The organism is Novosphingobium sp. TCA1 (assembly GCF_009811895.1).
Taxonomy (GTDB): Bacteria; Pseudomonadota; Alphaproteobacteria; order Sphingomonadales; family Sphingomonadaceae; genus Novosphingobium; species Novosphingobium panipatense_A.
Map to the genome: position 1 here is coordinate 216,755 of NZ_BLJH01000002.1, position 23,795 is coordinate 240,549.

A 23,795-nucleotide genomic window follows, 5' to 3' on the forward strand; every position below is an offset into this window, starting at 1 on the left:
ATCCGGCTTGCGGGGGTCATGGGCGCAACATAGATGTTGCGCATGGCAGATTCCACCCAGACCCTTGCCCATGAACAGGCAAATCCTCCACAGGCGGCGAAGAAGCCGCATTCCGTCACCCGCCACGGCCTGACCGTCGAGGACGATTACGCCTGGCTGCGCGACGCCGGTTATCCCGAAGTGACCGACAAGGCGGTGCTGGAGCACCTTGAAGCGGAAAACCGCTGGTTCGAACATCGCATGGCCGGTCAGCAGGGCCGGATCGACGCGCTGTTCAAGGAAATGCGCGCCCGCATCAAGGAAGCCGACAAGTCGGTGCCGCAGAAGGACGGCGACTGGCTCTACTGGATCGAGTTCGAGGAAGGCGCCGAATACAAGAAGTGGTGGCGCCGCCCCGTGGGCGCGCCCGACGACGGCAGCGCCGACGAACTGATTCTCGACGAAGTGGCGCTGGCCGAGGGCAAGGAATACTTCAACCTCGGCGCCATCTCCACCAGCGCCAACGGCAGGCTGCTGGCCTATTCGGTGGACGACAACGGTTCCGAACGCTTCACCGCCCGCATCAAGGACCTGGCCACCGGCGAATTGCTGGCGGACGAGATTCCCGGCACCCTGTCCAGCCTCGTCTGGGTGGCGGGCGACAAGGGCCTCGTCTACTCGCTCGCCAACGAGCAGTGGCGCACCGACAATGCCCGCCTGCACTGGCTGGGCGCGCCGCTCGAAAAGGACGTCGAACTCTATCACGAGGACGACGAGGGCTTCCGCGTCGGATCCTCGCTTTCCTCGAACGAGAAGTGGCTGCTGATCGGCAGCAGCGATCACGAGACCGGCGAATGCCGCATGGTCCTTGCCGACGATCCGCTGGGGCCGCAGATCCTGGTGAAGCCGCGCGTCAAGGGCGTGGAATACGATGTCGATGAGCGCGACGGCGTGCTCTACATCCACACCAACGACACCCACGAGAACTTCCGCCTCGCCACCGCGCCGCTGGAAAACCCGGGCGAATGGACCACGCTGATCGAGGGCACCGATGCCTTCTATCTGACCGGCGTGGACCTGTTCCGCGATTTCTACGTCGTGGAAGGCCGCAAGCTGGCGGGGCATGGCGCCGGGCTCGACCAGATCGAGATCCGGCATTACGACGATCCCACCCGCGTGGAGCCGATCGCCTTTCCGGAAGCCAGCTATTCCGCCGGGCTTTCCAACAATCCCGAATGGCACATGGACGTGCTGCGCCTCACTTACGAATCGATGGTCAGCCCTTCGTCGGTCTATGACTACGACGTGGCGGCGCAGCGGCTGGACCTGCTGAAGGTCCAGGAAATTCCCTCGGGCTACGATGCCTCGCTCTATGCCACCGAACGGCTGGAAGTGACCGCGCGCGACGGCACGGCCATCCCGGTCTCGATCGTCTATCGCCGCGACAGGACGGGCGCGGGGCCGCTGCACCTCTATGGCTACGGCGCCTATGGCATCTCGATCGATCCCGGCTTTTCCACCGCACGGCTCAGCCTGGTCGATCGCGGTTTCGCTTATGCCATCGCCCATATCCGCGGCGGCGACGATCTTGGCCGGGCCTGGTACAAGGCGGGCAAGCTGGAGAAGCGCACCAATACCTTCAACGACTTCGTGGACGTGGCACGGGGCCTGATCGAACGCGGCTTCACCGAGGCGGGCAGGATCTCGATCTCGGGCGGCTCGGCGGGCGGCGAACTGATGGGCGCGGTCGTCAACTCCGATCCCGAACTGTTCGGCGCGGTGGTGGCGCATGTGCCCTTCGTGGACGTGCTGAGCACCATGCTCGACGACAGCCTGCCGCTGACGCCGGGCGAATGGCCGGAATGGGGCAATCCCATCGAGGACAAGGCCGCCTTCGAACTGATCCGCAGCTACAGCCCCTACGACCAGGTCAAGGCGCAGGCCTATCCGCCGCTGATGGTGACGGCCGGACTCAACGATCCGCGCGTGACCTATTGGGAACCCGCCAAGTGGGTGGCGAAGCTGCGCGAGTTGAAGACGGACGGCAACGAGCTGATCCTCAAGACTAACATGGGCGCGGGCCACGGCGGCAAGTCGGGCCGGTTCGAAAGCCTGAAGGAAACGGCCGAAGAATTCGCCTTCATCCTCTGGCAACTGGGCGTCGAACCTTCGGCGGCCTGATCCTTCGACAGGCTCAGGAAGAGCGGGGTGGGTGCCATTCCCGAAGCCCGCTCAGGCTGAGCTTGTCGAAGCCCCCGCGACCTGCGAACTATCGGCCATGACCTTCACACGCACTTTCACGGCGCGCCCCGAGCACATCGACGTCATGGGCCACGTCAACAACGCGGTCTGGGTGCAGTGGATGGAAGCCATGGCCACCGCGCATTGGGAAGCGGTGGCGCCGCCCGAGCATCAGGCGCAGTATGCCTGGGTCGTGACCCGGCACGAGATCGACTATCGCGGCAATATCCGCGAGGGCGAGAGCGTGACCGGGGAGACGTTCATTCCTGAAGGCCCCACCGGGGCGCGCTTCGTGCGGCGGGTGGATTTCCGTAGCGCCGCGGGCAAGGTGCTGGTCTCGGCCCGCACGACCTGGGCGATGATCGAAATCGCCTCGCAGCGGCTGATGCGCGTACCGCCCGAGGTGGCCGCGCCGTTCTGGGACGGCGGCGAATGACCGCTTCCCCGCCCTAGAACACTGTCGTCACCCTGAAACGAGTTCAGGGTGACGACAGTGTTTCGCTTGAAGGCCGTATCACCGTCGTCCCGGACCTGATCCGGGACCGCTGGCAATTCTTCAGGCGCTATCGTGCAGGACGGCGCCTCGCCGAGAGTTGGGCGATGCGAGGCCAGCGGTCCTGGGGCAAGCCTGGGACGACGTGTTCGGATCAATCGCCTTTCCGCGAACTCAGCCCAGTACTTCGCTGACCGGCACGTAATCGTAGCCGAGTTCCGTCGCGACGGCCTCGAACGTCACTTTGCCGGCATGGACGTTGAGCCCGTTCGCCAGGTGCGGATCGGCTTTGAGGGCCGCCTTCCAGCCCAGGTTGGCGATCGCCAGGGCATGGGGCAGGGTCACGTTGTTGAGCGCGTAAGTGCTGGTGCGCGCGACGGCGCCCGGCATGTTGGCGACGCAGTAGTGGACGATGCCGTCGACCACGAACGTCGGCTCGGCATGGGTGGTGGCGTGGCTGGTCTCGAAGCAGCCGCCCTGGTCGATGGCGACGTCCACCAGCACCGCGCCGGGCTTCATCGTGCCCAGCATCTCGCGCGTCACCAGCTTGGGCGCGGCGGCGCCGGGGATCAGCACGGCGCCGATCACGAGGTCGGCCTCGGCCACGCTTTCGGCCAGGTTGGCGGTGCTGGAGAAGCGGGTCTTGGCGCGCGCCTCGAAGTGGATGCCCAGGCGTTCGAGCACATCCGGGCTGCGGTCGAGGATGGTCACGTCGGCGCCGAGGCCGACGGCCATCTGCGCGGCGTTGAAGCCCACCACGCCGCCGCCGATCACCGCAACCTTGCCCGGCATCACGCCCGGCACGCCGCCCAGCAGCACGCCGCGCCCGCCATGCGCCTTTTCCAGCGCCGTGGCGCCGGCCTGGATCGACATGCGACCCGCGACCTGGCTCATCGGCTTGAGCAGCGGCAATTGCCCGCCGGGGCCGGTGACGGTTTCATAGGCGATGGCGGTGACGCCGGACTTCACGAGGTCTGCGGTCTGCTCGGGGTCGGGGGCGAGGTGGAGGTAGGTGTAGAGAATCTGGCCCTCGCGCAGCATGGCGCGTTCGCCCGCCTGCGGCTCCTTGACCTTCACGACCATCTCGCAGCCCTCGAAGACGTCCTTCGCGGTGGCGACGATCGTGGCGCCCTGCCGGACATAGTCCGCGTCGCTGGCGCCGATGCCGAGACCCGCGCCGCTTTCCACCCAGACTTCATGCCCGTGCGCCGCGAGTTCGCGGGCGCTTTCCGGCGTCAGGCCGACGCGATATTCGTGGTTCTTGATTTCCCGGACGGTACCGACACGCATATTCTGGACTCCGACAAAATTCTCTCCTGCCGGTGAGATACACCCGTGGCCCCGCAAAGTTTCACCGAAATGGCCCTTGTCAGAATGCGGAACAGGAATATTTCCCACGCCTGAAACAAACGGCAAGAGAATTTTCCATGAACCGGGCGGACCGCGCACTTCTCGAAGCGTTGCAAGCCGATTCATCGCGATCGATCGCCGAACTGGCGGCGCTGGTGAATCTCTCGTCCTCGGCCTGCCACCGGCGCATCAGGGCGCTGGAGGAGCAGGGCCTGATCACCGGCTATGCCGCGCGGGTCGATCCCCGGCGGCTGGGGCTTTCGGTGGAAGTCTTCGTGGAGATCACGCTCACCAGCCAGAGCCGCGACGCCATGGAGCGTTTCGAACGCGCGGTGGGCGATTTCGACGACATCCTCGAATGCCACCTGATGTCCGGCACGGCGGACTACCAGCTTCGCGTCGCTGCCGCGGACCTCGATCACTACGACCGCATCCACCGCGACTGCCTGGCCCGCCTGCCCGGCGTCTCGTCCATGCGCACCAGTTTCTCGCTGCGCCGGATCAAGCGGTTCGCGGGCTATTCGGTGCCCTGATTTCCATCCTTTCGCCGATACACATGGCGAAAGGTCAGTGCGCGTCGCGCAGGCTCTGGGTCAGGATACGGTCGCGGGCGGCGCGAAGGTCGCCGGTCTCGTACTGGATCGAGAGACGTTCCCTGTCGCTGGAGCGGTAGGTTTCCTCGGCATTGTCGATCTGCTCCACCGAGAGGCCGAGCACTTCCAGCGCCTCGCGGCCCATGACGACGGCCGATTCCATCACTTCGCGGACCATGAAGGTGACGGGTGCATCCTTGAGCCGGATCATCGCGCGGCGATCGTAGACGCGCGCGACGATGCGGGCGTCGGGGAAGGCCTGGTGGACGTTCTGGAGGAAGCTGTCGGAAAGCTGGTCCCCGTCGATGCAGAACACGATCATCTGCGCATGACCTGCGCCTGCCTGGCGGAGGAGGTCGATGCGGGTGCCGTCGCCGAACCAGACTTTCGCGCCGAAGCCGCTGGCCACGTCGATCATCTCGATGTCGGTGTCGATCAGCGTCACCTGGATCTCGGCGGCGATCAGCACTTGCGCCACGGTCTGGCCGAAGCGGCCATAGCCGACCACCAGCGCGCTGGCGCCGTCCTTGCGCGGGCCTTCGCGGGTTTCCTTGCTCACCGGCATCTCGCGGATGCGCGCGGTGGCCATCATCAGGAACGGGGTGGTGACCATCGACAGCGTGACGATGGCGCTGAACAGGCTGGCGGCCTGCGGCTCGATCAGCCAGGCGCTCTGGGCCTGGGCGAAGAGCACGAAGCCGAATTCGCCGCCCTGGCTGAGCAGCAGGCCCAGCGCCAGCGCGCTGCGCCAGTTCATGCGGAACAGCAGGCCCAGCCCGAAGATCACCGAGGCCTTCACCGCGATCAGGGCCAGCGCCATGGCGGCGACGAACAGCGGCCGCTCGGCAATGGCGGAAAGGTCCAGCATCATGCCCACCGACATGAAGAACAGGCCGAGCAGGATCGAGCGGAACGGCTCGACATCGGCCTCCAGCTCGTGGCGATAGGGGGTATCGGCCAGCATGACCCCGGCGATGAAGGCGCCAAGCGCGGTCGAGAGGCCCAGCGCCTGCATCAGCGCGGCCGAGGCGATGACCGTAAACAGCGCGGCGAAGACGAACATCTCGCGTTCGCCGAGATTGCCGATCAGGCGGAACAGCGGCCGGATCAGGAAACGCCCGGCCATGATGAGGCCAAAGATCGCCGCCAGCGTTTCCAGCACCAGGATCCAGCCCGGAGGGCCTTCGGGCAGGTGCGGGTTGCGGTTCATCGCCGCAATGATCGTGATCAGCGGGATGATCGAAAGGTCCTGGAACAGCAGGATCGCGAAGGATCGCTCGCCGAACGGCGTGTTCAGGCGCCCCGCGCTCTGGAGCATCGGCAGCACCTGCGCGGTCGAGGACAGCCCCAGCGGAAGTCCCAGCGCCAGCGAGGCGGCGACGCTGAAGCCGGTCGAATAGAAGATCACCGCCGAAACCGCGAGACCGCAGAGCGCAACCTGAAGGAAGCCCAGCCCGAAGATCTCGTTGCGCATCCGCCAGAGCCGCCGCGGCGCCAGTTCCAGGCCGACGATGAACAGCAGCAGCGTGATCCCGAGTTCCGCGATCCCCAGCTTGTTCTCGGCATCGCCGACGAGACCGAACGCGTAAGGACCGAGAATCGCCCCCGCGAGCAGATAGCCCAGGGTCGCACCCAGGCCGAGGCGGCGGAACAGCAGCACGAAGGCCAGTGCCGTGCCCAACAGCAGGAAGCCGTCCTTCAGCAGGAATGCCTGGGTATGATCTTCCATCGGGGTCTTTCGGGCCTTGAGCGATAATCGTGCGTGCGAACGGCCTTCTTAGGGCGTCGTGCTGCGGTGCGTAACCCTAGACGGAGGCATAGGGGTAGAAAAGGAGGCCGGATGGCACGCCGTCGTCCCGGACTTGATCCAAGACCGCTGTCCGGGCCGCGCCTTGCTCGCAGGATTGCGCCTCAAGTATTGCCAGCGGTCCCGGATCAAGTCCGGGACGACGGCTTCTCAGCGCGGCAAGATACCCGTGCAGACGTATTTCAACACCAGACCGTCCTCATCCGTCCACTGCACCGGGGAGAGGGCCGGGCTGGCGTCGCGCCAGTCGCGCAGCAGGGTGCCGTCCGGGCGGACGATCCGCCAGTGATGCGACAGCGCGCGGCTTCCGGCGCAGTCCACCGCGCGATCGGTGTAGAGCAGGGTCCCCTTGGGATATCCCGCATTGGCCCGCAGCAGGACCTGCATCTGCGTGAACTGCCGCCCGATCATGCCGCTACGCAGGCTGGCGCGATCGATGTAGACGCGGCGGCCCAGCAGGTTCTCCACATTCGGCACGAAGAGACGCTGCCACTGCGCCGCCGTACTGGCCGCGACGGCAGGCCCCGCCAGAAGGCCTAGGAGCAAGCCCAGCAGCAGGAGGCAGCGTCCAAACCCGCGCATCAGAGCGGGCTGCCGTTCTCGTCGCGGTAGATGTCGCGGCGGCCGACATGGTTGGCGGGGCCGACGTAGCCGTCGTTCTCCATGCGCTCCACCCATTTGGCGGCGGTGTTGTAGCCCACGCCCATCTGGCGCTGCAGCCAGGATACCGAGACCTTCTGGTTCTCGAACACCAGCTGGCAGACCTGCCGGTACTTGCGTTCTTCCGGCTGGTCGGAGGCGGTGGCGTCGAGGTCGTCGAAGCCGAACGAGCCTTCCTCCGGCTCGTTGGTAACGGCATCGACGTAGTCGGGCTTGCCTTGCGCGCGCCAGTGATCGGCGACGTGTTCGACTTCCTCGTCCGAGACGAAGGGGCCGTGGACGCGCTTCACCGGGTCGGAGCTGGGCTTGTAGAGCATGTCGCCCTTGCCCAGCAGCTGCTCGGCGCCCTGCTCGCCCAGAATGGTGCGGCTGTCGATGCGGCTGGTGACGGCGAAGGAAACGCGGGTCGGCAGGTTGGCCTTGATGACGCCGGTGATGACGTCCACCGAAGGGCGCTGCGTCGCCATGATCAGGTGGATGCCCGCCGCGCGGCTCTTCTGCGAGAGGCGCTGGATCAGCACTTCGATTTCCTTGCCGACGGTGACCATGAGATCGGCCAGTTCGTCGACGATGAGCACGATCTGCGGCAGCGTCTCGTAATCGAGCTGGCGATCTTCATACAGTTCTTCGCCCGTTTCGGGGTCGAAGCCGATCTGGATGCGGCGGCCGAGTGGCTTGCCCTTGGCGGCGGCGGCGCGGACTTTCTCGTTGAAGCTGGCGAGGTTGCGGACGCTGATCTCGCTCATCTGGCGATAGCGGCGCTCCATTTCCTCCACCGCCCACTTCAGCGCGCGAACGGCCTTGGGTGGTTCGGTGACGACCGGCGAGAGCAAGTGCGGGATATCGTCGTAGCTCTTGAGTTCCAGCACCTTGGGATCGACCAGGATCAGACGGCACTGGGCCGGCGTCAGGCGATATAGCAGCGAGAGCAGGATCGTGTTGAGGCCGACGGACTTACCGGAGCCCGTCGTACCGGCCACCAGCAAGTGCGGCATCGTCGCAAGGTCGGCCACGACCGGCTCGCCGGCGATGTCCTTGCCCAGAATGATCGGCAGCATGCCCTTGTGGCTGGCGAAAGCCTCGGAGGCGACCATCTCCTTGAAGGAGACCATCTGGCGGTCGGCGTTGGGCAGTTCGATGCCCATGACGGTGCGCCCCGGGATCGAGGAGACGCGGGCCGAGATTGCCGACATGTTGCGGGCGATATCGTCGGCCAGGCCGATCACGCGGCTGGCCTTGATGCCGGGGGCCGGTTCCAGTTCGTACATGGTGACGACCGGGCCGGTGCGCACGGCGGTGATCTCGCCCTTGACGTTGAAGTCGTCCAGCACGGTTTCCAGCAGGCGCGCGTTGCGCTCCAGGCTGAGCTTGTCGATCTTGGGCTGCGAATTGGGCGGCGGATCGTTCAGCAGGTCGAGCCCGGGCAGCGCGAATTTGTCGAACATGTCCTTCTGGCGATTGCCGATGTTGAGCTGCGCGGGGGCGGGGCTGGCCTTGGGATCGCTGATTTCCGGCGCCTTGCGGGGCTTTTCGGCCGGACCGCCGGCCATGGCCGGTGCATCGATGCGGGGGGCGGAGCGGGGCCTGTCCTCGGCCTCGTCCTCAGGCTTGGCGCGTTCCGCAGCGGCGGCGGCGAGCTTGCCGGAAGCGGGGCCGGAAATGAGGGCACCGGCGCCGTCCTTCTTGAGGCGGCCGATGCGGCCGGGCAGGGTCAGCAGCCGCAGCCAGTCCACCGCGAAGACCTGCCCCATCAGTGCAACGCCTGCCAGCGCGCAGAGCAGCGCCAGCACCAGCTTGATCCAGCCCTGGACCACTTCGGGCGCGAATGCGGCAAGCCCGGCTATGCCCTTGGCGCCGAGCAGGCCGGTGATGCCGCCCATCGAGGCGGGCAGCACGCCGCCGGGGGCGGTGAACACCATGGACATGACGGTGGCGATCAGCGTCATGGCGATGGCCAGCACCGCCACCGGGCGCCACCAGCGCTGGTTGGAATGCTCGATCTCGTTGTCGTCTTCCTCGACCAGCAGCCAGAGCTTGCGCGCGAAGACGTAGAGCAGCGGCACGAAAAGCGCGGCAACCGGACCGAACAGCACCAGCGCGCGTTCCGCCACCCAGGCGCCGACCGGACCCATCCAGTTCTGCGCCGGACCGCCCGCCGCGGTTGAAGCGGAAGGGTCTGTCTGGTGATAGCTCACCAGTGACAGCGCCAGGAACGCCATGGCCGCGAACAGTGCCAATGCCCCGCTCAATTCGGAGGCGCGGCGCAGCGAGCGCTTGAGGACGGCGCGCCAGTTCGGCTTGGTGATGCGCCGTCCTGGCGCGAGGGGCCGGGTGGCCATTGGAAATTCCCCTGAAGATCGGGCCGTTGATCAGGCCTCGGATAATGCGCCGTGGCGGGACTCGCCGTCAAGAATGGATCGGGAACAGGCTTGTGGGCTAACTGGCAAGCCCCTGGATTGCGGCCCATTTCCGCGACGGCAACGTGCGCGCCCGATGCACTGTCATGCCGCCCAGTGCAATCGCCGGCACGCCGGCACGTGCCGCGAGGAGGTGGAAACGTACCCGGCCGAGCGATGCGGCGCCGGGATGGGAGCGGGTCGGGAACACCGGCGATAGCAGTACGGCATCGGCGCGGGAGCGATGGGCGGCGGCCAGTTCGCGCAGGGAATGCACGGTGATGAGACGCAGGGTGGCGGGGCCGGAGGCCAGCTTTTCGGCTGCCGCATAGGCGCCGTCCGCTCTCCAGGCCCGTGCTTCCCGTGCCGACCCGGATAGCACCACGCAGTGCCCGAAACGTCGCGCGATTCGGCGGAGAAGCTCGAACCGGGCGCGCCGATCGGCGGGGGGGAGATGATAGTGCCGATAGATCAGCCCCGACCCACGCGGCAGGCGGGCGAGTGCCCGTTCCAGCGCGGCATCGTTGCGGGCATCGCTGATCAGCCAGATCTGGGGAAGAGGCGGGTGGCGGTTCGGCACGAAGCCGCTATAGCAGCGCGCCATGGATCAGCCAGCAACTCCTCTCGCAGACATTCGCGCCCGCATCGCCCAGTCCGCCCGCATTGCCGGACGCAAGGCGGATTCGGTCGAACTCGTCGCCGTTTCCAAGATGCATCCCGCCGAGGCCATCGCCCCCCTCATCGCGCAGGGCCAGCGCGTGTTCGGCGAGAACCGCGTGCAGGAGGCCGAGGCCAAGTGGCCCGCGCTGCGCGAGGAAAACCCCGATGTGCGCCTGCATCTGGTCGGCCAGCTTCAGTCGAACAAGGCCGAAGATGCGCTGGCGCTGTTCGACTGCATCCACTCGCTCGACCGCCCCTCGCTGGTCGCCGCGCTGGGCAAGGCCATGGACCGGACCGGCCGCCGCGTGCCCTGCTTCGTGCAGGTCAATATCGGCGCCGAAGACCAGAAGGGCGGCTGCGCCATCGCCGAAGTGCCCGCCCTGCTGGCCGCCGCGCGCGATGCGCAGATCCCGGTGGAAGGCCTGATGTGCGTACCGCCCCAAGGCATCGAGGCCGCGCCGTTCTTCGCGCTGCTGGCGAAGATCGCGGCGGACAACGGGGTGTCGCAGCTTTCGATGGGCATGAGCGAGGACTTCGAAACGGCGGTGATGCTGGGCGCGACCCATGTGCGCGTGGGCAGTGCGTTGTTCGGCGCGCGAGGTTAAACCTCTGCAATGCCCGTCGTCCCGGACTTGATCCGGGACCGCTGGCCGAGCCACGCTAGGCCCGATGGGCAGCGGCGGCTTCACCTACATCATGACCAACCGTGAATTCGGCGTACTCTACGTCGGCGTCACGGCGGATATCCACGCGCGTATCGCGCAACACCGCGAAGGGCGTGGCTCGGAATTTTGCCGGAAATATGGGCTCGACAGGCTGGTGGTGGTCGAGCCTCACGCCACGATTCAGGAAGCGATAGCGCGCGAAAAGCAGCTCAAGCGTTGTCGGCGTGAGTGGAAACTTGAGCTGATCGAGAGCGCAAATCCGCTTTGGGAGGACTTGGCGGCTTACTTATAGGTGGGTGGGCGCGGCCAGCGGTCCCGGATCAAGTCCGGGACGACGTATAGGCTATACGTTCACTCGGCCGCGCCCCCTATCTCAGTTCGGCGTATCCAGCTCGTTGCCGGTCAGCGTCACCACATGGAGCAGGTTTGTCGAACCCGGCACGCCGAAGGGTACGCCGGCCAATGCCACTAGGCGGGTGCCGGCGGCGCCGAAGCCGTGGCGCAGGGCCATGCGCTTGCCCTTGGCGATCATCTCCTCGAAGCTGCCGATGTCCTTGGTGATGACATTGTGTGCGCCCCAGAGCAGGGCGAGGCGGCGCGCGGTCTTCTGCGAGGGCGTGAGCACCAGCATCGGTGCGGCCGGGCGTTCGCGGGCGACGCGCCGGGCCGAGCCGCCCGAGCCGGTGAAGACGATGATGCCCTCGATCGGCAGGGTATCGGCGATCGTCGCGCAGGACGCCGAAAGCGCGTCGGCGGTTGTGGCGTCGGGCGGGGTCTGGGTGAGGTGGATCCGTTCGCGGTAGGTGGAGTCGGTTTCCACTTTCACGGCAATGCGGTCCATGATCGTCACCGCTTCCACCGGCCACTGGCCTGCTGCCGTCTCGGCCGAGAGCATGACGGCATCGGCGCCGTCGTAGACCGCATTGGCGACGTCGGAGACTTCGGCGCGGGTGGGCGAGGGGCTGGTGATCATCGATTCCAGCATCTGCGTGGCCACCACCACCGGCTTGCCGATGGCGCGCGTCTTGGCGATGATGTGCTTCTGGATCGGCGGCACTTCCTCGGGCAGGAGTTCCACGCCGAGATCGCCGCGCGCGACCATGATGCCGTCGGACAGTTCGATGATCCCGTCGATGGCATCGACCGCGGCGGGCTTCTCGATCTTCGACATCAACGCGCAGGCCCCGCCGATCAGGCGGCGCGCCTCGGCCACGTCCTCGGGACGCTGGACGAAGGAAAGGCCGATCCAGTCGGCGCCCTGATCCACCGAGAAGGCGAGGTCGCGGCGGTCCTTGTCGGTGAGGGCGGGCACCGGGACGATGGCGTCCGGCACGTTCACGCCCTTGCGATCGGAGATGAAGCCGCCGACTTCGGCGGTGCAGAGGATCGAATCGGCTTCCGGCTTGATCACCACCAGGCGCAGCTTGCCGTCGTCGATCAGCAGGCGCTGGCCCTTTTCGAGAATGCCGAAGAGTTCGGGATGCGGCAGGCAGACGCGGTTCTCGTCACCCGGGGTGGGATCGCGGTCGAGCGTGAAGTGGGCGCCGTGGCGGATGAAGGCCTTGCCTTCCGCGAATGTGCCGACGCGCAGCTTGGGGCCCTGGAGATCGCACAGTATCGCCACGGGCCGCATCAGGTCCTTTTCGACCGCGCGGATATTGGCGATGGTTTCGCGGTGGGTATCGTGATCGCCGTGGCTCATGTTGACGCGGAAGGCGTCGGCGCCGGCTTTCAGCAGCTTGGCGATCGTCTCCTTGTCGCGGCTGGCCGGGCCGAGCGTGGCGAGGATCTTCACCTTGCGCTGGCGCTTGATCCCGCGATGGTGCGGCGAACGGCGAAACGGAGGGGTGGTTGCCAAAATCTGTCTGCCTCTCTTTCGATATTTCGCCGACATATGGCAAAGGCGGCATGACAAACCAAGGACGATTGGCAGAAATATGAACGGAAACGACCAGATCGATCAACTGGATGACGCCGTGGCGGCAGCGGCCTTTCGCCGCCTGGTGCGTCACCTGCAGAACCGCCACGATGCGCAGAACGTCGACCTCATGGGCCTGGCCGGATTCTGCCGCAACTGCCTGGCCGACTGGATCCGCGACGCCGGCTTCGAAGGCGACAAGGCAGCGGCGCGCGAAGTGATCCACGGCATGCCTTTCGGCGAATGGAAGGACGCCTATCAGACCGAGGCGACGCCGGAGCAGCTCGCGCGGATGGAAGAAAGCCTGAAGAAGAACGGCGGCGGGCACTGAGCCGGAAGGCTTCGCGCAGGGCCGTTCGCTTTCGTGGCTCAATGTCTGTTTGGAAAATGCCCGTACGGGCATTTTCAGAGCGGCACCGGCCCACGCCCCCACCCTACCACCCAACGGTAGTATCCTGCGGGTGGTAGGGTGGGGGCGTGGGCCGGTGCCGCTCAAATTCGCTTTCAGCGAATTTCCGAACGAACTCTCAGGAACTCGCCAGCTTCATGATCACCAGTCCGGCAAGGATCAGGCCTGCCGCGGCTAGGCGCATGGCGCTGGCGGTTTCGCCCAGAAACACGATGCCGAAGATGAAGGCGCCCAGCGCGCCGATTCCGGTCCAGACCATGTAGGCGGTGCCCAGCGGCAGGACGCGCATCGACCAGGAGAGCAGGCCGAAGCTCGCAAGCATCGCCAGGATCGTGATCACGCTCGGCCAGAGCCGGGTAAAGCCGTGGGACTGCTTCATGGCGGAAGCCCAGACGACTTCGAACAGTCCGGCAATGACGAGAACGATCCAGGGCACGGCGCAACCTTCTTCAACGGGTTGCCGGGCCGTCCCGGTCTTGAGGCTCCGCAAGGGAGGCAGGAACGTGGTCGCTGCAGGGGTCCCTTAGGGGAAGGGGGTGCGGGAGGCAACTTCGTGACTTATTCCCTGTTTGCGCACAGGATTTCCACAGCCCCCCGCTTTGCCCGAATCCGTTGCAGCCGCTATCAGCCCGCGCCACACCGATTCACACGATATTATCCCGGAGCATTACCCGATGGCCGAAACCACCGACGATCGCCTGCGCCTGCTGATCGAGCGCGTCGAGCGCCTTGAAGAGGAAAAGAAGGGCATCTCGGACGACATCCGCGACGTCTACAACGAAGCCAAGGCAGTGGGCTACGACGTCAAGATCATGCGCCAGATCGTGCGCATCCGTAAGATGAAGCCGGATGACCGCCGCGAAATGGACATGCTGCTGGACACCTACAAGACCGCCCTCGGCATCGACTGAGAGTCCGTTTGAAAAATGCCCGAAAGGGCATTTTAGAACGGCACCGGCCCGGGCTCACACCCGGCAGGTTCCCTATCCGCCGAGTTGCACCAGCAGCAGGGTCGCCGCATTGGCGCCGGCATGCTGGAGCATCGCGGCGGGCAGGCCGATGCGTTGGCGCGTGAAGCCCAGCAGCAGGGCTGCCCATAGCTGCGGCAGGACCAGCGGCAGCGAGGCTATCGACGCGCTCGGGTAGTTCGTCAGGTGAACGCCTGCGAAGACCAGCGCCGCGATCCAGAATACCGCCGGATAGGCTCTCACATACCATCCCGGCGGCGAGCGGCGCTCGCGCAGGGCGAACCAGCCGCCGATCGCGGCCAGGGCCAGCGCCGCCAGTAGCGCGACCAGGACCAGCGGAGGCATGGCCGCCGCAAAGATCGCCGCCACCGCGAAAAGAACTGCGCAGCCCAGCAGCCAGAGCGCGCGCGGGCGCCCGGTCTGCCATCCCCGGAACACAAGTTCCTCTCCGACCGGCGCGATCAGTACCGTGAAGGGAAGCAGCCAGCCGGGCGGCAGTTTGTCGAAGGCGCTGGGCGGCGACAGGTGCATGGCCTGCTGCCACAGCGAAATCAGCGGCAGCAGCACCAGGATCAGTCCGCCGACATGAAGCACCTCCAGCATGCCGAGCATCGACCAGCCCCGGCGCGAACCAAGGCCGATAGGCGTGAGGAGCGCGGGCCGCTTCAGGAAGCGCAGCAGTTCCCGGGGCAGTTCCCGGGCCAGTTCCCGCAGCAGGGCGGGAGGGGCGGCATGGTCGGATCGGGTAGCCATGACCCCAATCTAACCCGGTTTTTCTTTTCAAATCGTTGGGATCGCTCGTCTGGGCGGATTTGCTGCACGCTGCGGTCCATCGGCCTGCACGGAACGGGCGGTTGCCCTTGGGTGCCGCCCTGTTGTAAGGCGCGCTCCGCATTATTTAGCGCACATCATTCACCGGACCTCAATCTCCGGGCCTCGCGGACCTCTTCCGCAGGCAGGCAGACGAGCGAAGCAAGAGCGGACCCATGGCAGGCCATTCCAAATTCAAGAACATCATGCACCGCAAGGGCGCGCAGGATAAGAAGCGCTCGGCGCAGTTCAGCAAGCTCAGCCGCGAAATCACCGTCGCGGCCAAGATGGGCATGCCCGACCCGGACATGAACCCGCGCCTGCGCGCCGCCGTCAACGCGGCCAAGGCGCAGTCGATGCCCAAGGACAACATCCAGCGCGCCATCGACAAGGCCAGCAAGGGCGATGCCGAGAACTACGAGGAAGTGCGCTACGAGGGCTACGGCCCCGGCGGCGTCGCCCTCATCGTCGAGGCGCTGACCGACAACCGCAACCGCACCGCCACCAACGTGCGTACCGCTTTCTCCAAGAACGGCGGTAACCTGGGCGCGAGCGGCGCGGTTTCGCACGGCTTCGAACGTCTCGGCCTGATCGAGTACCCCGGCAGCGCGGGTGACGAGGACAAGGTTCTCGAAGCCGCCATCGAAGCCGGTGCGCAGGACGTCGAGAGCGACATGGGCGACGGTGACGAGAACCCCGGCAGCCACCAGATCTGGGTCTCGGTCGATTCGCTCCACGAAGTCGCCCGCGAGCTGGAAAAGGTCCTGGGCGAAGCCGAGGGCGTGAAGCTGGCGTGGAAGCCCAACCTCAGCGTCGATGTCGATGCCGACACCGCCGGTACGCTGATGAAGCTGGTCGACACGCTCGAGGACGACGACGACGTCCAGACCGTCTGGGGCAACTACGAGATCTCCGACGAAGTCATGGAAAAGCTCGGCTGAGCTGAAGCCATGATCATCATCGGGCTCGATCCGGGCCTGACCTGCACGGGCTGGGGAATCGTTGCCAAGAGCGGCAGCCGCCTCAGCCACGTCGCCAACGGACAGATCCGCACCGACGCCAAGGCCGGGATGGCCGAACGGCTGGTCGAGCTGGACGCGGCACTGACCGACGTGATCCTCCACCATCGCCCCGATGCGGGCGCGGTGGAGGAAGTCTTCGTCAACGTGAACCCGCAGTCGACGCTCAAGCTGGGTCAGGCGCGCGGTGTCGCCATGCTGTCGATCGCGCGCGCCGGGCTGCCGGTGGCCGAATATTCCACCAAGGTCATCAAGAAGGCGCTGGTCGGCACCGGCGGGGCCGACAAGAAGCAGATCCAGCACATGCTGAAAGTCCTGCTGCCCGGCGTGAAGCTGGCGGGCGAGGATGCCTCCGACGCGCTGGCCGTGGCCATTACCCATGCCAATATGCTCGGCAGCCACCGCTGATCTCGCGGGCGTTTGCGAGGATCGACAGGCGATGGCCTGAGAGGGCTGGCGCGGTGCAATAGTTCCTGCCATAGGAACAAACCATGATCGCCAAGCTTACAGGTCTGCTCGACGACACCGGCCCCGACTGGGCGATCATCGACGTGAACGGCGTCGGTTATCTTGTCCATTGTTCGGCGCGCACGCTCGACCATCTCGGCATCCGGGGGGACAAGGTCGTCGTCCATACCGAGATGCAGGTTTCCGAGACCGACCAGCGCCTGATCGGCTTCACCAGCGGTGCGGAGCGCAACTGGTTCCGCCTGCTGACGGCAGTGCAGGGGGTCGGTTCGAAAGTCGCGCTGGCGATCCTCTCGGCGCTGACCACCGAGGAATTGCAGCGTGCCTGCGCGGGCGGCGATAGCGCCATGGTCGCGCGCGCCAACGGCGTCGGGCCGAAACTCGCCAGCCGTATCGTCAACGAACTCAAGGACAAGGCAGGCGGCATGCCCACCGCGCCCGGAGCGCCCGGTATGGCCGCCGTCGCGGCGCCTGCCGGATTTTCCAGCGCCGATGCCGTCTCCGCGCTCCAGAACCTCGGTTTCAAGCCTGCGGTCGCCAGCATGGCGGTCGGCAAGGCCGTGGAGGAACTGGGCGAGGATGCAGGGCTGAACGATCTAGTCCGCGTGGCGCTGAAGAGGGCGGCGGGGTGAACTCTCCCTTTCACCAAACACCACGTCATCCTGAACTCGTTTCAGGATCCATCCCTCGGTTTGCCCGGAACCATCGACGGCAAGCCCAACGCCATCGCCAGGTCCCGCCACTCCGGGTTTTCGGCATTGATAAGGTTGATCTTCCACCGGCGATGCCAGCGTTTCAACTGCTTCTCGCGCACAATGGCGCGTTCCATGTCACCGAACAGCTCGAAATGAACGAGGCGGTGGACGGCGTATCGTGCCGTGAGGCCGGTAAGAACATCGTTCCGGTGCTGCCACAGACGGCGGATGAGATTCGATGTGACGCCAATGTAGAGCGTGCCGTAGTGCCCACTCGCGAGGATGTAGACGCAAGGCTGGCGTTCTTCCCGCATGGGCCAGGGTGTGCGGCCCGATGGATGCTGAAACAAGTTCAGCATGACCGGATTGCCAAGATTTCACCCACCATGTCCGCCAGATACTATCGTCACCCTGAACTTGTTTCAGGGTCCATTTCCCGTCACATGCCGATCCGATGACCGATAACCCCATCCTCACCTCCACCCGCCAGCCGGAAGACGCCGACGCGGCGCTTCGGCCGAAGACGCTGGCCGAATTCGTCGGACAGGCGGCGGCGAAGGACAATCTTCGGGTGTTCATCGAAAGCGCCAAGTCGCGGCGCGAGGCGATGGATCATACGCTGTTCTTCGGTCCTCCCGGCCTCGGCAAGACGACGCTGGCGCAGATCGTCGCCCGCGAGCTGGGTGTGGGGTTCCGCGCAACCAGCGGGCCGGTGATCGCCAAGGCGGGCGATCTGGCCGCGCTGCTGACCAATCTCGAACATGGCGACGTCCTGTTCATCGACGAGATTCACCGCCTCAATCCGGTGGTCGAGGAAGTGCTCTACCCGGCGATGGAGGACCGCGCGCTGGACCTCATCATCGGCGAGGGGCCCTCGGCGCGTTCGGTGCGGATCGACCTGCCGCCCTTCACGCTGGTCGGCGCAACGACCCGGCAGGGGCTGCTCCAGACCCCGCTGCGCGACCGTTTCGGCATTCCGGTGCGGCTGCAGTTCTACACGGTGGAGGAACTGGAAAAGGTTGTCACGCGCGGCGCCGGGCTGCTCGGCATCGGCATGGACAAGGGCGGGGCGACCGAGATCGCCCGCCGTTCGCGCGGTACGCCGCGCGTGGCAGGGCGGCTGATGCGCCGCGTGCGCGACTTTGCCCATGTCGCCGGGTCGGACGTGATCAGCCGCGAGATCGCCGACGATGCGCTGACGCGGCTGGAAGTCGATTCCATCGGCCTTGATGCGCAGGATCGGCGCTATCTCAGGATGATCGCCGGGATCTACAAGGGCGGCCCTGTGGGCGTCGAGACGCTGGCGGCGGGCCTGTCCGAACCGCGCGACACCATCGAGGAAGTGATCGAGCCCTATCTGATCCAGCTCGGCCTGATCGCCCGCACGGCGCGGGGGCGCTGTCTCAACGATCACGGCTGGCAGCACCTCGGCATGACGCCGCCCAATGGCGGGCCGCAGGGCGGTCTCTTCGATTCGGGCGGGACGGACGGCGCGTGATTTTCGCGCAATAAACTGTCGGGCGCGTTTACAGATGGATGGGGCGATAGTCCCGCTTCGGTACAGCTTGCCAGTTACCTGCGAAAACTAACGCATTTTCTGCATCGCCCTTGTCGAATCTCGGTAAATCCCATTGTACCGTTAGCCGCTCTCTGCGTTTGTCAGTTCAGGCCGGTCCCGATCCTTGTCGGTGGGGCCGAGCAGAACGAAGAGAGAGACGATCATGTCGGTTCGGATGGCCCTCGCTAAACTGTCTGCCTGTGCGGCGGGCTGCGCTATCATTGGCGGCGGCGCGGTGCATGTGGCCGAAACGCAGAGCAAGACGGTCGAATATCGCAAGGTCAAGATGGCCAAGACCGCCAAGCCGGTGCGTCCGGCCAAGCGGCTGATCAAGAAGGACCCGCCGCGCGAAGTGAAGCGCGCGCGCCGCATCATCGAGCGTCCCGACATGCCGCAGACCGCCTATGTCCCGCTGCCCCCGGCCTATGTGCCGCCTGCACCGGCGCCGGTCTATGCGGGCGGTGGCGGCGGTGCGCCTGCGGTGATCGGCGGCGGCGGTGGTGGTTTCGGCGGCTTTGGCGGCGGCTTCTTCGGAGGATTCTTCGGCGGCGGCGGTTCGGGCGGCGGCAACGTGATCATTTCCTCGACCTCCAGCGGCGGCTCCACGTCGAGTTCCTCCTCGACCGGCGGGTTGACGACCACCGGCGGTTCGACCTCCACCTCCAGTTCGACGGGCGGCCTGACCACGACGACGACCGGGGGCTCGACTTCGACGTCCAGTTCCACGGGCGGCGTCACCAGTACCACGAGCACCGGGGGGATCACGTCCACCACGACCTCGTCCAGCTCGGGCGACGTTTCGACGAGCACCAGTTCCTCGACGTCCTCTTCCACGTCGTCCTCGACTTCGTCGAGCACGTCTTCTTCGAGTTCTTCCTCGACCTCGAGTTCCTCATCGACCTCGACGTCCTCGGGCGGCGACAATCCGCCGCCCCCTCCGCCGCCTCCGCCACCGACCGATGTTCCCGCACCGCCGATGCTGATCCTGTTCGGCGCTGCGGCTGCGGCGGTGATCGGCCGCCAGCGCCTGGCACGCAAGAAGTCCGCCTGAGGGGGGCAGCCGGCCAGGGCCGCGCATGGCGGCCGGGCTGGAGAAAGGGGTGAGCACCGGGGGGCGCTCACCCCTTTTTCGTGTTCGGTCCATGCCCTGGGATGACGAGGGGAGCATGATGCGGCGTCAGGTTCCCTCTCGTCCACTAGCCACCGCGCAAAGAAAAACCCCGCCCCGCGCGAACGCGGGACGGGGTTTTCTTTAGCCTTTGCGGCTGGCGGCTGTTCAGGCGGCCAGCTTGCGCAGCACGTACTGCAGGATGCCGCCGTTGTTGAAGTATTCCACTTCGTTGGCGGTATCGATGCGGCACAGCGCGGTGAAGGTGAAGGTCGAACCGTCGGGACGGGTCACTTCCACTTCCACGTCCTGGCGCGGCTTGAGGCCGGCGACGCCCTTGATGGTGAAGGCGTCGTCCCCGGTCAGGCCCAGGGTCTGGCGGGTGTCGCCATCCTTGAACTGCAGCGGCAGCACGCCCATGCCGACGAGGTTCGAGCGGTGGATACGCTCGAAGCTCTCGACGATCACGGCGCGGACGCCGAGCAGGTTGGTGCCCTTGGCCGCCCAGTCGCGCGACGAGCCGGTGCCGTATTCCTTGCCGGCCACGACCACCATCGGGGTGCCCTGTGCCTTGTACTTCTCGGCCACGTCGTAAACCGGGAGGACCTCTTCGCCGAAGCGGCTCATGCCGCCTTCGATGCCGGCAACCATCTCGTTACGGATGCGGATGTTGGCGAAGGTGCCGCGCATCATGACTTCGTGGTGGCCACGGCGCGAACCGTAGGAGTTGAAGTCCGCCTTGGCGACCTGGTGCTCCATCAGCCACTTGCCCGCCGGGCTGTCGGCCTTGATCGAGCCGGCCGGGGAGATGTGGTCGGTGGTGATCGAATCGCCGAGAATCAGCAGGGGCTTCGCCTCGATGATGTCGCCCACCGGCGCCGGGGTCATTTCCATGCCCTCGAAGTACGGCGGGTTGGCGACGTAAGTCGAACCGGCGCGCCACGAGTAGGTTTCCGAACCGACGACGTTGATCGCCTGCCAGTGCTTGTCGCCCTTATAGACGTCTGCGTAGCGGGCCTGGAACATGCCGCGGTCGACGCAGGCGTTCATGGTCGAGCTGACTTCGAGGTTGGTCGGCCAGATGTCCTTGAGGAACACGTCGTTGCCGTCCTTGCTCACGCCGATCGGGGTGGTGGTGAAGTCTTCCACCACGGTGCCCTTCAGAGCGTAGGCGACGACCAGCGGCGGCGAGGCCAGGAAGTTGGCGCGCACGTCGGGCGAGACGCGGCCTTCGAAGTTGCGGTTGCCCGAGATCACGGCGCTGGCGACCAGGCCATTCTCGTTGATCGCCTTCGAGATCGGTTCCGCGAGCGGGCCCGAGTTGCCGATGCAGGTGGTGCAGCCGTAGCCGACCAGGTTGAAGCCGATGTTGTCGAGGTGCGACTGGAGACCGGCCTTTTCGAGGTAGTCGGTGACGACCTGCGAACCCGGCGCCAGCGAGGTCTTGACCCAGGGCTTGGGCTTCAAGCCCAGTTCGTCGGCCTTCTTGGCGACGAGACCGGCGGCAACCAGCACGCCCGGGTTCGAGGTGTTGGTGCAGCTGGTGATGGCGGCGATCATGACGTCGCCGTCACCGATGTCGAAGTCCTTGCCTTCCACGGGAACGCGGGCGGCGGTCTTCTTGTAGGTTTCGGCCATGTCCTTGTTGAACACGTCGTCCACGTCGGGCAGCGAAACCCAGTCCTGCGGACGCTTCGGGCCGGCCAGCGAGGGCACGACGGTCGACATGTCGAGTTCGAGGGTCGAGGAGAAGACCGGGTCGGCGGCGGCCGGGTCGATCCAGAAGCCCTGCTCCTTGGCATAGGCTTCGACGAGGGCGATCTGCTCTTCCTCGCGGCCGGTGAGGCGCAGGTAGTCGAGGGTCTTGTCGTCGATACCGAAGAAGCCGCAGGTGGCGCCGTATTCCGGGGCCATGTTGGCCAGCGTCGCGCGGTCGGCAAGGCTCAGCGAGGCGAGGCCGGGGCCGAAGTATTCGACGAAGCGGCCGACCACGCCGTGCTTGCGCAGCATCGCGGTGCAGGTGAGCACGAGGTCGGTGGCGGTGACGCCTTCCTGAAGCTCGCCGGTCAGCTTGAAGCCGACGACTTCGGGGATGAGCATCGAGACCGGCTGGCCGAGCATCGCGGCTTCCGCTTCAATGCCGCCGACGCCCCAGCCCAGCACGCCCAGGCCGTTGACCATGGTGGTGTGGCTGTCGGTGCCGACGCAAGTGTCGGGATAGGCGACCAGTTCACCGTTCTGGTCTTCGCTCGACCACACGGTCTTGGCGATGTTTTCCAGATTGACCTGGTGGCAGATGCCGGTGCCCGGGGGAACGGCGTAGAAGTTCGCGAGCGACTTGGAACCCCACTTGAGGAAGTCGTAGCGCTCCATGTTGCGCTCGTACTCGATCTCCATGTTCTCTTCGAAGGCCTTGGGGTGGCCGAACTCGTCAACCATGACCGAGTGGTCGATGACGAGGTTCACGGGGACCAGCGGGTTGATCTTGCTGGTGTCGCCGCCCAGGGTGGCGATGGCGTCGCGCATGGCGGCCAGGTCGACCACGCAGGGAACGCCGGTGAAGTCCTGGAGAAGGACGCGGGCCGGGCGGTACTGGATCTCTTCACCCGTGGTCGGGTTCTTCTGCCAGTCGGAGATCGCCTGGATGTCCTTGGTCGAGACGGTGAAGCCGCCGTCCTCGAAGCGAAGCAGGTTCTCGAGAAGGACCTTCATCGAGAAGGGAAGGCGCGAAACGTCGCCGATCTTTTCGGCGGCCTTCTTGAGGGAGTAGTAGGCGATCTGCTTGCCGCCGACTGTCATGGTGCTGCGGGTGCCGAGCGTATCCTGTCCGACCTGGGTCATTTGGGTATTATCCCCTTCTGTATGGAGCGTGCCACGGAAGAAGCGCGGCTATCCCGAAACCCACTAGCCCAGGTTACGGAAATGATCGCCGTGCTGCATCGCGACAAGCGGATTCTTCGGCCCCGCCGATGCGCGCTCGCGGCCATAAGGTCAAGGGGGCGCGGCGTGGTGACTAGGACTCGACATTTGCGTTTCTTGCACCTGTCCAGCAGCCGATAACGATCAGTATCGTACCGGCAACAGTCGGGATATCGAGGCGCTCTCCGAACATCAGCCAGCCGAGCAAGGCCGCCCAGAGAAAGCCGGTATATTCGATCGGCAGCAGCACCTGGGTCTCGGCGCGGGCATAGCCCCAGGAGAGAAACAGCAGGGCGCTGGTGGCCAGCGCCGCCCCGGCCAGGATCAGCAGCAGGCTGTGCCGGTCCGGCATGACCGCCAGCCACGGCGAAAATGCCAGGAAAATCAACGTCAGGAACAAGTTCTGGAACTGGGCGATCTCGACCGGCCGGGCCAGCAGCGCCTGCTTGCGTTGCAGGACAAGGTTGGCCGCATAGAACACGGCGGAGAGCAGGATGGCCGCCGTGCCTTCCGCCGCCTGCCCGGAATAGCTGCCCGATCCGAAGCGTCCGGCGCCGATCACCAGCACCCCCAGGATACCCAGGAGCGAGGCGACGACAGCCCGGCGGCGGATCGTTTCACCCAGCAGCAGGGCGGCGAAATAAAGCGCGATGATGGGTGAAATGAAGGAAATCGCGATTCCCTCGGCCATAGGAATTCGTACCAGGCCATAGAAAAACAGTGCCGCCATGGCCGAAGTGATCGCCGCACGCAGGGCATGGACCTTGAGCGCGGCACGCGACGGACGGGGGCGACCGGCAAAAAGCCAGAGCGGCAAGGTCAGGAGCGTGCCGAAGAGATTGCGCAGGAGCAGGGCGGTATAGACGCCGACGACCAGCGAGGCACCCTTGATCGTCGCATCCATGGCACTGAACGTGGCGATACCGGCAACGACGGCGAGCACCGGCATAGCCGAATTGTGGGCCGAATTGTGGGCCGAACTGCGGTGATGATCTTGAGAGGCGGCGGCGCTGTCCATGAGCATGCCTCTCGCTCCCGCCGCCAGCGGGTGCAAGTGCCCGTGCATGCAATTCATCGCA

Annotated in this window: 23 protein-coding genes; 12 read left to right on the forward strand and 11 right to left on the reverse strand. The window is 65.8% G+C overall.

Features of this window, described 5'->3' with window-relative positions; genetic code table 11:
- Positions 1–42 precede the first annotated feature (42 nt).
- Both NTCA1_RS04360 and NTCA1_RS04365 read left to right on the forward strand, forming a co-directional pair.
- A complete protein-coding gene (locus tag NTCA1_RS04360) occupies positions 43–2,160 on the forward strand; it encodes a S9 family peptidase (protein ID WP_374705157.1) in 2,118 nt (705 codons plus the stop codon).
- Between the two features lie 97 nt (positions 2,161–2,257).
- Entirely contained in the window at positions 2,258–2,656 is a 399-nt protein-coding gene (locus NTCA1_RS04365; RefSeq protein WP_159828979.1) for a thioesterase family protein, read from the forward strand.
- A gap of 231 nt (positions 2,657–2,887) precedes the next feature.
- Here the strand turns inward: NTCA1_RS04365 and ald are convergent, their stop codons facing one another.
- A complete protein-coding gene (ald, locus tag NTCA1_RS04370; protein WP_086492379.1) occupies positions 2,888–4,003 on the reverse strand; it encodes an alanine dehydrogenase in 1,116 nt (371 codons plus the stop codon).
- Between the two features lie 137 nt (positions 4,004–4,140).
- Here ald and NTCA1_RS04375 point away from each other — a divergent pair, with 137 nt between their 5' ends.
- The gene (locus NTCA1_RS04375) at positions 4,141–4,596 is read left to right on the forward strand and encodes an Lrp/AsnC family transcriptional regulator (protein WP_086492378.1); all 456 of its coding nucleotides are present in this window, start codon (positions 4,141–4,143) and stop codon (positions 4,594–4,596) included.
- 34 nt (positions 4,597–4,630) lie between these two features.
- Here NTCA1_RS04375 and NTCA1_RS04380 read toward each other — a convergent pair whose 3' ends face one another.
- The 4 genes from NTCA1_RS04380 to NTCA1_RS04395 form a co-directional block, all read right to left on the reverse strand.
- Positions 4,631–6,385 (reverse strand): cation:proton antiporter, encoded by a 1,755-nt coding sequence (locus tag NTCA1_RS04380; protein WP_159828716.1) that lies wholly within the window; start codon positions 6,383–6,385, stop codon positions 4,631–4,633.
- Positions 6,386–6,613: 228 nt separating this feature from the next.
- Positions 6,614–7,045 carry a hypothetical protein gene (locus NTCA1_RS04385; RefSeq protein ID WP_086492376.1) on the reverse strand — a complete coding sequence of 144 codons (432 nt, stop codon included), beginning with the start codon at positions 7,043–7,045 and terminating at the stop codon, positions 6,614–6,616.
- Positions 7,045–9,462 carry a DNA translocase FtsK 4TM domain-containing protein gene (locus tag NTCA1_RS04390; protein WP_159828719.1) on the reverse strand — a complete coding sequence of 806 codons (2,418 nt, stop codon included), beginning with the start codon at positions 9,460–9,462 and terminating at the stop codon, positions 7,045–7,047. Before NTCA1_RS04390 ends, NTCA1_RS04385 begins: the two co-directional genes overlap by 1 nt.
- Positions 9,463–9,559: 97 nt before the next feature.
- Positions 9,560–10,123: a thiamine phosphate synthase gene (locus NTCA1_RS04395; RefSeq protein WP_159828722.1), complete on the reverse strand. Its 564-nt coding sequence runs from the start codon at positions 10,121–10,123 to the stop codon at positions 9,560–9,562.
- Between NTCA1_RS04395 and NTCA1_RS04400 the strand changes: the two genes are divergently transcribed.
- Together NTCA1_RS04400 and NTCA1_RS04405 are read left to right on the forward strand one after the other, a co-directional pair.
- Positions 10,122–10,784, forward strand: a complete 663-nt coding sequence (locus NTCA1_RS04400) for a YggS family pyridoxal phosphate-dependent enzyme (RefSeq protein ID WP_159828725.1) — start codon at positions 10,122–10,124, stop codon at positions 10,782–10,784. The two genes, NTCA1_RS04395 and NTCA1_RS04400, sit on opposite strands and share 2 nt — an antisense overlap.
- Before the next feature lie 64 nt (positions 10,785–10,848).
- Positions 10,849–11,136 (forward strand): GIY-YIG nuclease family protein, encoded by a 288-nt coding sequence (locus tag NTCA1_RS04405; protein ID WP_159828728.1) that lies wholly within the window; start codon positions 10,849–10,851, stop codon positions 11,134–11,136.
- 81 nt (positions 11,137–11,217) lie between these two features.
- Here NTCA1_RS04405 and pyk read toward each other — a convergent pair whose 3' ends face one another.
- Positions 11,218–12,702: a pyruvate kinase gene (gene pyk / locus NTCA1_RS04410; RefSeq protein WP_236549098.1), complete on the reverse strand. Its 1,485-nt coding sequence runs from the start codon at positions 12,700–12,702 to the stop codon at positions 11,218–11,220.
- A gap of 79 nt (positions 12,703–12,781) precedes the next feature.
- Between pyk and NTCA1_RS04415 the strand changes: the two genes are divergently transcribed.
- Complete coding sequence (locus NTCA1_RS04415) at positions 12,782–13,093, forward strand: DUF1244 domain-containing protein (protein ID WP_159828734.1); 312 nt, start codon at positions 12,782–12,784, stop codon at positions 13,091–13,093.
- A gap of 196 nt (positions 13,094–13,289) precedes the next feature.
- Here NTCA1_RS04415 and sugE read toward each other — a convergent pair whose 3' ends face one another.
- Positions 13,290–13,607: a quaternary ammonium compound efflux SMR transporter SugE gene (sugE, locus tag NTCA1_RS04420; protein WP_159828737.1), complete on the reverse strand. Its 318-nt coding sequence runs from the start codon at positions 13,605–13,607 to the stop codon at positions 13,290–13,292.
- Between the two features lie 238 nt (positions 13,608–13,845).
- On the opposite strand from sugE, the gene NTCA1_RS04425 reads away from it, so the two are divergent.
- Entirely contained in the window at positions 13,846–14,082 is a 237-nt protein-coding gene (locus tag NTCA1_RS04425; RefSeq protein ID WP_086492369.1) for a DUF2312 domain-containing protein, read from the forward strand.
- Between the two features lie 72 nt (positions 14,083–14,154).
- Here NTCA1_RS04425 and NTCA1_RS04430 read toward each other — a convergent pair whose 3' ends face one another.
- On the reverse strand, positions 14,155–14,892 hold the full coding sequence (locus NTCA1_RS04430; RefSeq protein ID WP_159828740.1) for a type II CAAX prenyl endopeptidase Rce1 family protein: 738 nt from the start codon (positions 14,890–14,892) through the stop codon (positions 14,155–14,157).
- Positions 14,893–15,125: 233 nt separating this feature from the next.
- On the opposite strand from NTCA1_RS04430, the gene NTCA1_RS04435 reads away from it, so the two are divergent.
- From NTCA1_RS04435 to ruvA, 3 genes are all read left to right on the forward strand, one after another.
- A complete protein-coding gene (locus tag NTCA1_RS04435; RefSeq protein WP_086492367.1) occupies positions 15,126–15,890 on the forward strand; it encodes a YebC/PmpR family DNA-binding transcriptional regulator in 765 nt (254 codons plus the stop codon).
- Between the two features lie 9 nt (positions 15,891–15,899).
- On the forward strand, positions 15,900–16,376 hold the full coding sequence (ruvC, locus tag NTCA1_RS04440) for a crossover junction endodeoxyribonuclease RuvC (RefSeq protein WP_086492366.1): 477 nt from the start codon (positions 15,900–15,902) through the stop codon (positions 16,374–16,376).
- Positions 16,377–16,459: 83 nt separating this feature from the next.
- Complete coding sequence (gene ruvA, locus NTCA1_RS04445; RefSeq protein ID WP_159828743.1) at positions 16,460–17,068, forward strand: Holliday junction branch migration protein RuvA; 609 nt, start codon at positions 16,460–16,462, stop codon at positions 17,066–17,068.
- Between the two features lie 41 nt (positions 17,069–17,109).
- Here ruvA and NTCA1_RS04450 read toward each other — a convergent pair whose 3' ends face one another.
- A complete protein-coding gene (locus NTCA1_RS04450) occupies positions 17,110–17,490 on the reverse strand; it encodes a GIY-YIG nuclease family protein (protein ID WP_201282412.1) in 381 nt (126 codons plus the stop codon).
- Between the two features lie 95 nt (positions 17,491–17,585).
- Here NTCA1_RS04450 and ruvB point away from each other — a divergent pair, with 95 nt between their 5' ends.
- Positions 17,586–18,629 carry a Holliday junction branch migration DNA helicase RuvB gene (ruvB, locus tag NTCA1_RS04455; protein ID WP_086492363.1) on the forward strand — a complete coding sequence of 348 codons (1,044 nt, stop codon included), beginning with the start codon at positions 17,586–17,588 and terminating at the stop codon, positions 18,627–18,629.
- Between the two features lie 223 nt (positions 18,630–18,852).
- Positions 18,853–19,740, forward strand: coding sequence for a PEP-CTERM sorting domain-containing protein (locus tag NTCA1_RS04460; RefSeq protein ID WP_159828745.1), 888 nt, complete (start codon positions 18,853–18,855; stop codon positions 19,738–19,740).
- Positions 19,741–19,965: 225 nt separating this feature from the next.
- On the opposite strand, the gene acnA is transcribed toward NTCA1_RS04460, so the two are convergent.
- Both acnA and NTCA1_RS04470 read right to left on the reverse strand, forming a co-directional pair.
- Entirely contained in the window at positions 19,966–22,638 is a 2,673-nt protein-coding gene (gene acnA, locus NTCA1_RS04465) for an aconitate hydratase AcnA (protein ID WP_159828747.1), read from the reverse strand.
- A 172-nt stretch (positions 22,639–22,810) separates the two neighbouring features.
- A complete protein-coding gene (locus NTCA1_RS04470) occupies positions 22,811–23,740 on the reverse strand; it encodes a DMT family transporter (RefSeq protein ID WP_306439273.1) in 930 nt (309 codons plus the stop codon).
- Between the last annotated feature and the right edge of the window lie 55 nt (positions 23,741–23,795).

Bases quoted from the DNA above. Each gene is read 5' to 3' on its own strand.
- NTCA1_RS04360 (WP_374705157.1), top strand. From the start codon at position 43: ATGGCAGATTCCACCCAGACCCTTGCCCATGAACAGGCAAATCCTCCA.
- NTCA1_RS04365 (WP_159828979.1), top strand. From the start codon at position 2,258: ATGACCTTCACACGCACTTTCACGGCGCGCCCCGAGCACATCGACGTC.
- ald (WP_086492379.1), bottom strand. From the start codon at position 4,003: ATGCGTGTCGGTACCGTCCGGGAAATCAAGAACCACGAATATCGCGTC.
- NTCA1_RS04375 (WP_086492378.1), top strand. From the start codon at position 4,141: ATGAACCGGGCGGACCGCGCACTTCTCGAAGCGTTGCAAGCCGATTCA.
- NTCA1_RS04380 (WP_159828716.1), bottom strand. From the start codon at position 6,385: ATGGAAGATCATACCCAGGCATTCCTGCTGAAGGACGGCTTCCTGCTG.
- NTCA1_RS04385 (WP_086492376.1), bottom strand. From the start codon at position 7,045: ATGCGCGGGTTTGGACGCTGCCTCCTGCTGCTGGGCTTGCTCCTAGGC.
- NTCA1_RS04390 (WP_159828719.1), bottom strand. From the start codon at position 9,462: ATGGCCACCCGGCCCCTCGCGCCAGGACGGCGCATCACCAAGCCGAAC.
- NTCA1_RS04400 (WP_159828725.1), top strand. From the start codon at position 10,122: ATGGATCAGCCAGCAACTCCTCTCGCAGACATTCGCGCCCGCATCGCC.
- NTCA1_RS04395 (WP_159828722.1), bottom strand. From the start codon at position 10,123: ATGGCGCGCTGCTATAGCGGCTTCGTGCCGAACCGCCACCCGCCTCTT.
- NTCA1_RS04405 (WP_159828728.1), top strand. From the start codon at position 10,849: ATGGGCAGCGGCGGCTTCACCTACATCATGACCAACCGTGAATTCGGC.
- NTCA1_RS04415 (WP_159828734.1), top strand. From the start codon at position 12,782: ATGAACGGAAACGACCAGATCGATCAACTGGATGACGCCGTGGCGGCA.
- NTCA1_RS04425 (WP_086492369.1), top strand. From the start codon at position 13,846: ATGGCCGAAACCACCGACGATCGCCTGCGCCTGCTGATCGAGCGCGTC.
- NTCA1_RS04430 (WP_159828740.1), bottom strand. From the start codon at position 14,892: ATGGCTACCCGATCCGACCATGCCGCCCCTCCCGCCCTGCTGCGGGAA.
- NTCA1_RS04435 (WP_086492367.1), top strand. From the start codon at position 15,126: ATGGCAGGCCATTCCAAATTCAAGAACATCATGCACCGCAAGGGCGCG.
- ruvC (WP_086492366.1), top strand. From the start codon at position 15,900: ATGATCATCATCGGGCTCGATCCGGGCCTGACCTGCACGGGCTGGGGA.
- ruvA (WP_159828743.1), top strand. From the start codon at position 16,460: ATGATCGCCAAGCTTACAGGTCTGCTCGACGACACCGGCCCCGACTGG.
- NTCA1_RS04450 (WP_201282412.1), bottom strand. From the start codon at position 17,490: ATGCTGAACTTGTTTCAGCATCCATCGGGCCGCACACCCTGGCCCATG.
- ruvB (WP_086492363.1), top strand. From the start codon at position 17,586: ATGACCGATAACCCCATCCTCACCTCCACCCGCCAGCCGGAAGACGCC.
- NTCA1_RS04460 (WP_159828745.1), top strand. From the start codon at position 18,853: ATGTCGGTTCGGATGGCCCTCGCTAAACTGTCTGCCTGTGCGGCGGGC.
- acnA (WP_159828747.1), bottom strand. From the start codon at position 22,638: ATGACCCAGGTCGGACAGGATACGCTCGGCACCCGCAGCACCATGACA.
- NTCA1_RS04470 (WP_306439273.1), bottom strand. From the start codon at position 23,740: ATGCTCATGGACAGCGCCGCCGCCTCTCAAGATCATCACCGCAGTTCG.